Origin of the sequence: Gulosibacter sediminis (assembly GCF_014904065.1) — a bacterium.
Classification (GTDB): Bacteria; Actinomycetota; Actinomycetes; order Actinomycetales; family Microbacteriaceae; genus Gulosibacter; species Gulosibacter sediminis.
In genome coordinates, this window is the sequence record NZ_JACXJG010000025.1 from 26,846 (window position 1) to 38,226 (window position 11,381).

Below are 11,381 nucleotides of genomic sequence, written 5' to 3' on the forward strand. Positions count from 1 at the left end.
GTTCGTGCTCGTCGCGGTGCTNCGCGCTCATCGTTGTCTACCGCGAGGCGAACAAGCCGTTCGGCTTCGAGGTCGAGTGGATGAGCGAGCTCGTCGAGCACCGTGGCGAGCCCTGGACCTGGCTCGCGCTTATTTCAATAGCGTCGGCGGTGGCGTGCTCGCGATCGCCGTGATTCCCGTCGTGACGATCGTGGGGCTGCTACTGCTTCGGCGGCCGTGGGCGGCGCTCTACTACGCCTCCGCGACAATCCTCGCGACGCTCATCGTGCAGCTCGTGAAGAACATCGTCGGGCGCCCGCGCCCCCTCGACATCCTCGTCGCGGCCGACCCAGGGTCGTTCCCTTCGGGCCACAGTGCGAATGCTGCGGTCATGGCTGCGACGTTCGCGATCATCTTCCCCCGCGTCTGGGTCTGGGTCGCCGGCGCGGTCTACACGGTCGGCATGATGCTCTCGCGTACCTACCTCGGCGCGCACTGGATCTCCGACACCATCGGCGGCCTGCTCATTGCGCTCGGCATCGCGATCATCATCTGGGCTCCGCTCGCGAGCCGGCTGCAGCGCGAGCGCGAGCGACCGCATCCGCCTATCTGGCAACGCGTCTCCAGCGAAACCGCGTAGCCTCTCGTGGTGCCGTTTCATTTCGCGATCCTCGACATCCTTGACCCCGAGACCTTGCTGCCCGCGCTCGGGCCCTGGGTGCTCATCGGCATCGGTATCATCATCTTCATCGAGTCGGGGGTGCTCTTCCCATTCCTGCCCGGCGACTCGCTGATCGTCACCGCGGCGATTCTCGCGACGCAGCTCGGCCTCACGCCGTGGTCGATCGCCATCGTCGCGATTGTCGCCGCCATCGCGGGCGACCAGGTCGGCTACTGGCTCGGCATCCGCTTCGGGCGCCGGTTGTTCAAGCCGGATGCGCGCATCCTGCGTACCGAACACCTCGAGACGGCCGAGCGGTTCTTCGCGAAGTACGGCCCGTTCGCGCTCGTGCTCGGCCGCTTCGTGCCCATCGTGCGCACCTATGTGCCGCTCGCCGCGGGTACTGCGTCGCTGAAGTACCGCCGCTTCGTCATGTGGAACGTGCTCGGCGCCCTGCTCTGGGTGATCAGCCTCACGCTCGTCGGCACGCTGCTNGCGGCATTCCGTTCGTGCGCGACAACATCGACGTACTCGCGATCGTCATCGTGCTCGCCTCGGTGCTGCCGGTCGTCATCGGCGCGCTCGTGCGCTGGCGCCGCGAGCGTAAGAATGGCCGCGCCGTGGAGCCGATCGTCGCCGACGACGCGAGCCTGCTCGACTAATCGCGAGGGGCCTCGCGCGACTCGAGGCGCTCATCCACCTCGGCCTCAACGCGCGGTCGTCCGCCGACCAGCCAATATCCGGCGCCGACGATCAGTCCGCCGCCGACTAGGTTGCCAAGCCCGACCCAGAGCAGGTTACCGCCGAACAGCGCCCAGCTCGCGTTCGGGTCGCCGAGCAGTAGGCCGATGCCGTAGGTCGTCATGTTCGCGACGACGTGCTCGAAGCCCGAACTGATGAACGCCGTGATTGCGGCGAAGATGAGCAGGATCTTCGCGACCTCGTTCGCGACTCGCGCGGCCATCCAGATCGCGAGGCAGACAAGCAGATTGCAGAGGATGCCACGGGTGAACAACTCGAGCGGACCTTCGGCTGCCTTCGCGGCGAGCAGTTCGGTGAGCATCGAACCGCCGGCGGCGTTCGCGCGCAGCACGCCCGAGGCGACGATGAGCGCTGAGAACGCGAGCGCGCCGAGCAGGTTCGCCGCGAACGTCGCGAGCATGCCGCCGAGCGCGCGCAGGCCCGAGATACTGCGCATGAGCGCACCCTGCGTCGCGATCATCATGGTTGAGGTGACGAGCTCGCCGCCCGCGAAGACCACGATGGTGAGCGCGACGCCGAACACGAGGCCGGCGACGAGCTTCGCGAAGCCGTCGCCGGCCTCGATGAGCGGGCCCGCCGTGCAGACCATGAGTACGACGCCGACGCCGATGTAGGCGCCAGCGAGCATGCCCGAAACGAGAAGCCGACCGGGTGTGCGCAGCAGCGCCATCTTTGTCGCCGCGGCCTGCGCCTGGGCTTGCAGGGTGTCAGGAATAGCGAGCACGTCGGCGCCTTCTCGAAGTGGTGGTCGCGGCCCTAGTCTTCGTAGTCGGGGGCCGGTTCGACGCCGAGGAACTCCTCGTACGTCGCCGCGCCCGACTCGTGGTAGTCCGCGGCGGCGTCAACGCCGATGAAGCGATAGTGCCACGGTTCGTACTCGTACCCCGTCACGTCGGTCTCGCCATCGGGGTAGCGCAGGATGAAGCCGTACTCGTGCGAGTGCGCGACGAGCCAGTCGCTCGCTTCGGTTTCTCCAAAGCACTCGGTGAGGACGCAGTCGCTCTCGCCGGGCGCCGAGATGTCGGCCGCGAGGCCAGTCTGGTGCTCGCTTGATCCGGGGCGCGCGCTCGTGAGATCGGCGCCCTTCTGCCCGAGGTCTTCGACGTAGCCGTTGTAGAGCTCGGTCTGGAGGTCGTAGTCGCGGTAGCCGCTCGCCATGTCGAGCGTGATGCCGTCGGCGAGCGCGGCTTCGTACATGTCCTTGAATGCCTCGGCCGCGTCCTCGCGCAGCGAGTGATCGTTCATCGACGGGACGTCTAGTTTGGTGAGCTTGATCGTCGGCTTCGGCGCGTAGTCGACGGGGTCGAGCGAATAGTGCTTGTTCACGAGCACCGTGACGCTGCTGCCCGTCGAGATGTCGTAGGGCAAGTCGGTCGTCGGGGCGGCGGATGCGGTGGGCGTGGCCGTCGCGGTCGGGGACTCATTCGCGGTGCCGGACGCGCTCGGCGTCGACGACGCGCTGCTCGAGGGCGTTACCTGGCTGGCCGAACTCGAGTTCGTCGCCTGCACGACCGTGACGACATCGGCGGGCGCGCCCCAGCCGGTCGCCGCCGCGAAGCCGATGCCCACCACCGCGAGCGCCGCGGCACCGGTGATACCGATGACGGCGCGGCGCCGAGCGTAGTTCGGGGTGGTGGTCGACTCGTCGGGGGTGGTCAACGGGTCGGCAGACTCGCTCGGTGAAGACGTCATTCGGCACTTTCTGTTGGACTCGTGCCAGTTTCGCACGCAGAAGGATCCCCGACGGGGAGTACCCGCCGGGGATCCTACGCACGGATGGCGCGCGCCTAGCCGCGGTCGTCGTCGCCCGGCTCGGGCTCCACGCCGCGCGGACGCCAGAGCACGATCTCATTACGGTTGCGCACGCGCTGGCCGCGGGCGACCGCGATGACCTCGCCGTAGCCCGCCGCGAAGACCCGCTCACGGGAGCGCTTGCGCTGCTCCTCGAGCTCGCCCTCGAGGTCACGCACGCGCCGCTTGAGCTCTTGCACTTCTTCGCGCAGTCGCACGACGTGCGAGATGCCCTCGAGCCCGACACCGGCCTCGCTCAGGGAGCCGATCTCGCGGAGCTTCGCGACGCCGGCGAGCGAGTAGCGGCGTACGCGACCCGCGGTCCGGGCGGGTACGACGAGGCCAAGCCGGTCGTACTGCCGCAACGTCTGCGGGTGCATGCCTGCGAGCTCGGCCGCGACGGCGATTGGGAAGACGGGTGCGTCCTCATCCACTTCGTGGGAATGCATTGCACGCATCGTTGGCACCTCCTTCTCGCTAGCCGCGTGCCGCGCGCATCAGCTCGGCACGGGGGTCTTCGTCACCGCTTGCGGCGACGAAGTCCTCGAGCGCCTTGCGCTGTTCGTTGTTGAGACTCTTGGGCACGGCGATCTCGATGCGCACGATCAAATCGCCGCGGCCGCGCTTGCGGGGCACGCCGCGCTCCTTGACTCGCAGGCGCTTGCCCGACGGCGAGTGCGCGGGCACGCGCACCTTGACGGTCTTGCCGTCGGGCGTCGGCACCTCGATGTTCGCGCCGTTGACGGCCTCGGCAAACGTGACGGGCACCGTGACGATGATGTTGTCGCCGTCGCGCGAGAACACGGGGTGCGGGCGCACCGACACCTCGAGGATGAGGTCACCGGGCTCGCCGCCGTTCGGGCTCGGCGCGCCCTTGCCGCGCAGGCGAATCTTCTGGCCATCCTTGACGCCCGCCGGGATGCGCACGGTAATGACCCGGCCGTCACCGGCCTGCAGGTCGATCGTGTCGCCGCGGAACGCGGTCATGAAGCTCAGGGTCGTCTGCGCGCGCTGGTCGGCGCCGCGCTGCGGGCCGGCCTGGCGGAAACCTCCGCCAAAGCCGCCTGGTGCACCGGCGCCCTGACCGAACATGTTGAAGAGGTCTTCGTAGGCGCCCGCGCCGCCCTGGGTGCCGCGGTAGGAATACCCGCCGCCGCCGCCCTGGTTGAACAGGCCGCCGAAGAGGTCGTCGAAGCCGGGCTGACCGCCGGGGCCACCCGGGCCCGCCGAGAAGCGGGCGCCCGAGCCCATGGCGCGAATCTGGTCGTACTCTTTGCGCGTCGTTTCGTCGCTGAGTACGTCGTACGCCTCGGAGATCTCCTTGAACTTCTCCTCGGCCGCCGTGTCACCCGGGTTGGAATCGGGGTGGTACTTGCGCGCGAGTTTGCGATAGGCCTTCTTCAGGTCGGCCTCGCTGATGTCCTTGTCGACCCCGAGCGTCTTATAAAAGTCTTTCTCGAACCAGTCCTGGCTAGCCATACGCTGCTCCTTTCACGCGAGACGGGATGCGCCTCGCAGCTGGATGGGGAATGCGGGGGTGGTACACCTGCCGCATCCCCCCATCCGGGGCCACACTCAGGTGTGCAATTAGTTCGCGGGAACGAAGACCGCGACCTTGGCTGCGCGGATCTCGCGATCGCCGATGCGGTAGCCCACCTCGATGACGTCGGCGATGGTCGCCTCGGTCACCTCGGGGTTCGGCAGCTGCGCGATCGCCTCGTGCTGCTGCGGGTCGAAGGGCTCACCCTTCGCGCCGTAGCGTTCGACGCCGAGTCGCTCGATGGCCGCACGGAGCTTGCTCGCGATCACCTGGAGCGAGCTGCCCTCGGGCAGGTCGCCCGCGGCATCGGCGCGGTCGAGGTCGTCAAGCACCGGCAGCAGCTGCTTGGCCGCCTTCGCGGTCGAGAGCGCTGCGAGCTCCTCCTTCTCGCGCTCGGTGCGGCGGCGGAAGTTCGCGTACTCGGCCTGCACCCGCTTGAGATCGGTGAGGTAGCTGTGCTCCTCCTCGTTGGCGGGCTCGGGATCGGTGTCGCCCTGCGAGTCGCTCGCGGTCGAGGCCTGCATGGCCTCCTCGAGCAACGAGTTCAGGTCGTCCTCGGAGATGGTGGGGAGGTCCTCAGCAGCCTGGTCGCCGGCCGGGGCCGAGTCGGTGCCCGAGGCATCCGACCCGACCTCGGCATCGGCGGCGGCCGAACCCTCCTCGCGAACCTTCCCGGTCTCAGGGTCGATGCGTCGCTTGTCGTTGACGATCGGCTCCTCGCGCTCGTTCTGGTTGTCGTTCGGGTTCTGGTCGCTCATTGCTACTTGTCCTTGTCCTCGTCTTCGTCTTCGACGATCTCGGCGTCAACGATGTCGTCGTCGGCCGCCTGGCCCGCGTCGCCCTCGTTGGGGGCCTGCGGAGCCTCGCCAGCCTCCTGCTGCGAAGCGTAGATCGCTTCGCCGAGCTTGGTCTGCGACTCGTTGAGCTTGTCGAACGCGGTCTTCACTGCGTCGTCGTCGTCACCGGCGAGTGCGGTCTTCAGCGCGTCGACGTCGCCCTGAACCTCGTTCTTGACATCGGCGGGGAGCTTGTCCTCGTTCTCCTTGATGACCTTCTCGACCTGGTAGGCCGTAGTCTCGGCAACGTTGCGCTGCTCAGCAGCCTCGCGACGCTTCTTGTCTTCGGCCTCGTTCTCTTCCGCCTCGCGCACCATGCGGTCGATGTCTTCCTTCGGCAGGCTCGAGCCGCCGGTGATCGTCATCGACTGCTCCTTGCCGGTGCCCTTGTCGGTCGCCGAAACATGCACAATGCCGTTCGCGTCGATGTCGAAGGTGACCTCAACCTGCGGGATTCCGCGGGGTGCCGGCGCGATGCCGGTGAGTTCGAAAGTGCCGAGCGGCTTGTTGTCGCGGGTGAACTCGCGCTCGCCCTGGAACACTTGGATCTGCACCGACGGCTGGTTGTCCTCGGCCGTGGTGAAGGTTTCGCTGCGCTTAGTCGGGATCGCGGTGTTGCGCTCGATGAGCTTCGTCATGATGCCACCCTTGGTCTCGATACCGAGGCTCAGCGGGGTGACGTCGATGAGGAGGACGTCCTTGCGCTCGCCCTTCAGCACACCGGCCTGCAGGGCGGCGCCCATGGCGACGACCTCATCGGGGTTGACGCCCTTGTTCGGCTCCTTGCCGCCGGTGAGCTCCTTGACGAGCTCGGTGACGGCGGGCATGCGGGTCGAACCACCGACGAGCACCACGTGGGCGATGTCGGAAACCTTCACGCCGGCCTCGGCGATGACGTCGTGGAACGGCTTCTTCGTGCGCTCCAGCAGGTCGCTCGTGAGCTCCTGGAACTTCGCACGGCTCAGCGAGACGTCGAGGTTCGCGGGGCCCGCCTCGGTGAGCGAGAGGTACGGGAGCTGAATCGTGGTGCTGCTCGAGTTCGAGAGCTCCTTCTTCGCCTGCTCCGCGGCCTCCTTGAGTCGCTGGAGCGCGATCTTGTCGTTCGCAACGTCGACACCGGTCTGCTTCTTGAACTCCTCGATGAGGTACTCCACGATGCGCTGGTCCCAGTCGTCACCACCGAGACGGTTGTCACCGGCGGTCGCGCGAACCTGAATGGTCGAGAAGTCGTCGTCCTTGCCCACCTCGAGCAGCGACACGTCGAACGTACCGCCACCAAGGTCGAACACGAGGATGAGTTCGTCTTCCTTACCCTTGTCAAGGCCGTATGCGAGCGCCGCGGCGGTGGGCTCGTTGATGATGCGAAGCACGTTGAGGCCCGCGATCTCGCCGGCCTCCTTCGTGGCCTGACGCTCGGCGTCGTTGAAGTACGCCGGAACGGTGATGACCGCGTCGGTGACGCTGTCACCGAGATAGGTCTCGGCGTCGCGCTTGAGCTTCGACAGGATTCGCGCCGAGATCTCCTGCGGCGTGTAGGTCTTGCCGTTGACCGACTTGGTCCAGTCAGTACCCATGTGGCGCTTCACCGAAGCGATGGTGTTGTCGACATTGGTGACCGCCTGGCGCTTCGCGGTCTCGCCGACGAGGACGTCGCCGTCCTTCGTGAACGCGACCACCGAAGGGGTGGTGCGCATACCCTCGGCGTTGGCGATGACCTGCGGCTCGCCACCCTCGAGGACCGCGACGACGGAGTTGGTCGTACCGAGGTCGATACCTACTGCACGTGACATATGTGTGGCTCCTTGCGTGTTGGAACGATTGTCGGGAAGTTGTCTACGGCGGGATTCCGCCGATCGACCAGACCCAGGAACCCCACCAGGGCGACCCTGAGTCGATCTACCTCAAGTTTAGGCTTGAGCCGAATCATGTCAAGTTGAGAAAGCTGAGAGTTGAGTGAACCCGACTCAACTTTGCCGCATCCCCTTTTCGGTCCTGTCGGCGTAGCATTACGACAAGTCGTAGAAGCCGAATTGGGAGGACAGATGCCGGGAACTCGCACACGCGAGCGTGGTGAGCTTGAGACGCAGATCATGCGCGTGCTCTGGAATTCCAGGGCCCCGATGTCGGCGAAGGATATTCAGGCGCAGTTCGATGCAGCCGCGAGCGACGGCGATCCCGTGCCCGCCTACACGACGCTCGTCACTGTGCTTGGGCGGCTCGAGAAGAAGGGTGCCGTACAGCGCGAGGCGGCCTCACCGCGCAAGGTGCGTTACACCGCCTCCCGCTCACAGGAAGAGCAGGCGAGCAGCACGATGCTCGCGGCGCTCGATCGCGTCGCCGACCGCGAGGTCGCGCTCATGCAGTTCGCCGGCANACCTCGACCAAGACGACCTCGACCTGCTCCGCCGCGCCCTCGACGGGGCCCGAGCCTAGGGGCGCCCCGGCACCATGATCCCCGGCCTGGTCTCGTTGCTGCTCGCCTCGGCGCTGCTCATCGTGGCGCCGAAGCTGCTCGCGCGCGGCACCTGGCAGGTGCGCTACCCGCTGCGAGCCCTCGCGCTCTGGTTCGCGAGCTTTGCCCTCGGCAACGTGCTCGCTGGCGTGGCCATCGTGCTCGCGATCTCCGACACGCTCAACCCACCCGAGCATCCGGTCATCACGGCCGAGTTCGACGCGGTCGTTGCGTTTGTGACGCCGTGGCTCGCACTCATCGTCGTAGCCGGCACGATCATCACGATCTCCCGCGGCGCCGAGCCGGTAATGGAGTCAGAACGCGAGGTCATCGACGTCTTCCGCGAGCGCGCACTCTCGGTCGACGAGCGACCGGGCCTCACGCTCGTTCGCATCGACGCGCCCCGGCCGTTCGCGTGCGCGGTGCCGGGCACCGCATCCGGCCGCTCACCAGAAATCTTCTATTCGACATCGCTCGAGGAGATCCTCACGAAGCCGCAGCTGCAGGCCGTGCTCGCGCACGAGTATGCGCACCTCAAACAAGGCCACAGCTGGCTCGTGCGCATCGCCGAGACGAACGCGCGCACGCTGCCGCAGTGGCTCGCCGCGAGCTCCGGGCTGCAACGTGCGACACGCCTATTCACCGAGCTGGCGGCCGACGATGCCGCGTGCACCCAGGCCGGCACAGGCAATCTCGCCGACGCGCTCGTGCGCATGGGCGAGGTCACGAACGACCCGATCGCGGGCGTGCGCGCCGAACGGTTGCACCGCCGCAGCACCCGCACGCACGCGGCGTCGGCGCAGGTGCCCGAGGCGATCCGCCTCAGCGTCACCGAGACCACCTAGACTCCGGGGCGTGAGCAGGCACGACTCCCCCACCAACGCGGCCCAGAGCGGCGATCTTGTCACCCTCGACGGCACCCGAATGACGGTGAAGGAGCAGCGGCGGCAATCGTTCGCGTGGCAGCTCTACGACGTCGGCAACTCGGCGTTCCAGGCGGTCGTCGTCACGTTCGTGTTTGCGACCTACCTGGCGTCTGATCTGTTTCTCGACGCCGCTGCCGTCGCGGCCGGCCGGGCCGACCCGAACGACCCCGTGTATCTCACCGCGCAGGCCGGCTCGCAGCAGGTCATTAGCGGGCTCAGCCTCGCCGCCGCAATCATCGTCGCGGTGCTCGCCCCAGCGCTCGGCCGCGCGACCGACGGCTCGGGGCGGCGCAAGTTCTACCTTGTGATCTTCTCGGGCGTGACGATCGCGGCGATGCTGGTGATGTTCTTCGTCTATCCCGAGGCCGAGCTGCTCGCGTTCGGTGCGCTGTTGCTCGCCATCGGCACCGTCTTCTCGGAGCTCGCGATGGTGAGCTACAACGCGATGCTCTCGCAGGTGTCGACGAAGGAGAACGTCGGTCGTGTCTCGGGCACCGGCTGGGGGCTCGGCTACATCGCCTCGATCGTGCTGCTGCTCGTCGNGCTCGTGCTGTTCATTCAGGACTTCAACGGGGATGCGCCGGGCTCGGGCTTGTTCGCGACGCCTTCCGGTGCCGACGGCGCGGCCCTGAACATCCGCCTCACCGTGGTGGTCTCGGCGATCTGGTTCGCCGGCTTCCTGCTGCCGGTGATCTTCCGCGTGCCCGAGGCGCCGCGTCGCGCGGATGTGCCGAGGGTGTCGATCTTGCAGGCGTACGCCTCGCTCTGGCGCACGATCGTGCGCCTGTGGCGCACCGACCGGAAGCTGCTGCAATTCTTCGTCTCGAGCGCGATCTTCCGCGACGGCCTTGGCGCGATCTTCGCGTGGGGCGCCGTGCTCGCGGCCCAGGTGTACGGTTTCTCGCCGAGTGAGGTCATCTACTTCGCCGTTGTCGCGAACCTCGTCGCCGGGCTCGGCACGCTGTTGGCGGGACGCCTCGACGACCGCATCGGCCCGAAGCCGGTGATCATCGCTGCGCTCGTGTCGATGCTCATCGCCGGCGTCGTGCTCATGTTCACCTCGAACGACAAGATCGTGTTCTGGGTGATCGCGAGCATCCTCTGCCTGTTCGTCGGGCCCGTGCAGACCGCGTCGCGCACCTACCTGTCGCGCGCGACACCGGCCGGACATGAGGGCGAGCTGTTCGGCCTCTACGCGACAACCGGCCGGGCGGCCGGCTGGATCTCGAACCTGCTCTACTTCGCGTTCATCAGCTGGCTGATGGTGCCGAAGGCGGGCGTCTGGGGCATTCTGCTCACCCTCGCAATCGGCCTCGTGGTCATGCTCACGGTGCCCGCGAAACCGAAGGTCACCGACCTGCAGGCCACCTAGTCGAGGGCGTAGATGTCCAGGCCGAGCGAGTCGTCCATCGTCTTGTACGTGGCCTCGCTCGTGCGAATGAAAATCTCGCACGCCCCATTGACCCAGGTCTCCTTGAGGTGGCCCGCGAGCGCCGTGTAGTCGGCGCGACCGAGCGTGATGTGCAGATGCACGAGCGGCTCGCGCGCCTCGGCGTCGGCCTTGAGTGAGACGTTGCCCTGCAGCGCCACGATCTCCATTTGCTCGTCGAACTCGCGGTCGATGTAGTTCAGGTCGACCGGGTCGCGGAAGCGCAGGGTCGCCCGCGCGACGGCGCCGATGCCCTCGATGCTGCCACCCGAGATGCCCTGCGACGCGACGAACTCGGTGACCGCCGCGACGAGCTCGTTGCCGGTGTGCACGCTGAGCACGTAGCCCCTAGCGATCTCGCGGGCTGTCCAGGTGTCTCCGTGGATCGCGCGGGTGGCGTAGTTGCCGGTCGGATCGCTCATGCGATGGCCTCCTGAGCAAGTGCGGTGGCGGGATGTTCGGGTGCGAGTCGGGGCACAGCCGGGCCCTGCGCATCGCGCGCGAGCCGCACATCCGGTTTCGCGGCGTTCGGCCAGCGCCAGACGGGCTCTTCGAAGCGGGCGAAGCCGAGCTTCGCGTAGAAGCGCTCGGCGCGGGGGTTGTCGTCGAGCATCCAGAGCCAGGCGGCGCGGTCGCCGAGCACGGCGTCGACGAGGCCCCGGCCGAGGCCCGTGCCGTGAGCGATCCGGAGCGTGTAGAGGAGCTTGAGTTCGGTAGCTCGGGGCGCATCGACGTCGGCCGAGGGGCGCGCGAGCGCGAAGCCGGCGGGCGTGCCATCGACAAAGCCGATGCACGCGTGCAGTTCGGAGTCGTGCTGGGCGCGTTCGAGGGCGGCGAGCCAGTCGTTGCGTCGCTCTTCGGTATCGCTGAGCTCGTCGATACGCTGCTGCGGGATCTTGCCCGCGTAGGTCTCTTGCCATGCCTGGTTGTGAATGTCCACCAGGGTCTCGATGTCGGCCACGGATGCGTGTCGAATGCTGGTAACTGGCATCCGGAAACGATACC

General features: G+C 67.2%; 13 protein-coding genes and 2 pseudogenes. 6 read left to right on the top strand and 9 right to left on the bottom strand.

Annotation, left to right across the window (positions count from 1 at the left end):
• Window positions 1–154: 154 nt before the first annotated feature.
• Window positions 155–619 carry a phosphatase PAP2 family protein gene (locus ID132_RS11830; protein ID WP_328744417.1) on the top strand — a complete coding sequence of 155 codons (465 nt, stop codon included), beginning with the start codon at window positions 155–157 and terminating at the stop codon, window positions 617–619.
• A 17-nt stretch (window positions 620–636) separates the two neighbouring features.
• Here the strand turns inward: ID132_RS11830 and ID132_RS14995 are convergent, their stop codons facing one another.
• A complete protein-coding gene (locus tag ID132_RS14995) occupies window positions 637–831 on the bottom strand; it encodes a hypothetical protein (RefSeq protein WP_235988551.1) in 195 nt (64 codons plus the stop codon).
• Here ID132_RS14995 and ID132_RS15000 point away from each other — a divergent pair.
• Window positions 740–1,069: pseudogene (locus tag ID132_RS15000) on the top strand (DedA family protein); the annotation flags it as partial. The gene ID132_RS14995 and the pseudogene ID132_RS15000 overlap by 92 nt on opposite strands.
• Before the next feature lie 80 nt (window positions 1,070–1,149).
• Complete coding sequence (locus ID132_RS15005; protein WP_235988553.1) at window positions 1,150–1,302, top strand: hypothetical protein; 153 nt, start codon at window positions 1,150–1,152, stop codon at window positions 1,300–1,302.
• Here ID132_RS15005 and ID132_RS11840 read toward each other — a convergent pair.
• The 6 genes from ID132_RS11840 to dnaK form a co-directional block, all read right to left on the bottom strand.
• Window positions 1,299–2,126: a formate/nitrite transporter family protein gene (locus ID132_RS11840; protein WP_125106678.1), complete on the bottom strand. Its 828-nt coding sequence runs from the start codon at window positions 2,124–2,126 to the stop codon at window positions 1,299–1,301. The two genes, ID132_RS15005 and ID132_RS11840, sit on opposite strands and share 4 nt — an antisense overlap.
• A 32-nt stretch (window positions 2,127–2,158) precedes the next feature.
• Window positions 2,159–3,094 (bottom strand): D-alanyl-D-alanine carboxypeptidase family protein, encoded by a 936-nt coding sequence (locus ID132_RS11845; RefSeq protein ID WP_193128712.1) that lies wholly within the window; start codon window positions 3,092–3,094, stop codon window positions 2,159–2,161.
• A gap of 95 nt (window positions 3,095–3,189) precedes the next feature.
• Entirely contained in the window at window positions 3,190–3,642 is a 453-nt protein-coding gene (locus tag ID132_RS11850) for a heat shock protein transcriptional repressor HspR (RefSeq protein WP_193128713.1), read from the bottom strand.
• Between the two features lie 28 nt (window positions 3,643–3,670).
• Entirely contained in the window at window positions 3,671–4,672 is a 1,002-nt protein-coding gene (locus ID132_RS11855) for a DnaJ C-terminal domain-containing protein (protein WP_193128714.1), read from the bottom strand.
• Between the two features lie 108 nt (window positions 4,673–4,780).
• Window positions 4,781–5,491: a nucleotide exchange factor GrpE gene (locus ID132_RS11860; protein ID WP_125106675.1), complete on the bottom strand. Its 711-nt coding sequence runs from the start codon at window positions 5,489–5,491 to the stop codon at window positions 4,781–4,783.
• Between the two features lie 2 nt (window positions 5,492–5,493).
• The gene (gene dnaK, locus ID132_RS11865) at window positions 5,494–7,359 is read right to left on the bottom strand and encodes a molecular chaperone DnaK (protein ID WP_193128715.1); all 1,866 of its coding nucleotides are present in this window, start codon (window positions 7,357–7,359) and stop codon (window positions 5,494–5,496) included.
• A 330-nt stretch (window positions 7,360–7,689) separates the two neighbouring features.
• Between dnaK and ID132_RS14150 the strand changes: the two are divergent.
• The 3 genes and pseudogenes from ID132_RS14150 to ID132_RS11880 form a co-directional block, all read left to right on the top strand.
• Window positions 7,690–7,863: pseudogene (locus tag ID132_RS14150) on the top strand (BlaI/MecI/CopY family transcriptional regulator); the annotation flags it as partial.
• Between the two features lie 154 nt (window positions 7,864–8,017).
• A complete protein-coding gene (locus ID132_RS11875; RefSeq protein ID WP_193128716.1) occupies window positions 8,018–8,866 on the top strand; it encodes a M56 family metallopeptidase in 849 nt (282 codons plus the stop codon).
• Between the two features lie 79 nt (window positions 8,867–8,945).
• Window positions 8,946–10,319, top strand: coding sequence for an MFS transporter (locus tag ID132_RS11880; protein WP_193128735.1), 1,374 nt, complete (start codon window positions 8,946–8,948; stop codon window positions 10,317–10,319).
• On the opposite strand, the gene ID132_RS11885 is transcribed toward ID132_RS11880, so the two are convergent.
• Together ID132_RS11885 and ID132_RS11890 are read right to left on the bottom strand one after the other, a co-directional pair.
• Window positions 10,316–10,798 carry a PPC domain-containing DNA-binding protein gene (locus tag ID132_RS11885; protein ID WP_193128717.1) on the bottom strand — a complete coding sequence of 161 codons (483 nt, stop codon included), beginning with the start codon at window positions 10,796–10,798 and terminating at the stop codon, window positions 10,316–10,318. The two genes, ID132_RS11880 and ID132_RS11885, sit on opposite strands and share 4 nt — an antisense overlap.
• The coding region (locus tag ID132_RS11890; protein ID WP_211198416.1) for a GNAT family N-acetyltransferase at window positions 10,795–11,381 on the bottom strand (587 nt) is incomplete at its 5' end. The genes ID132_RS11890 and ID132_RS11885, both read right to left, overlap by 4 nt.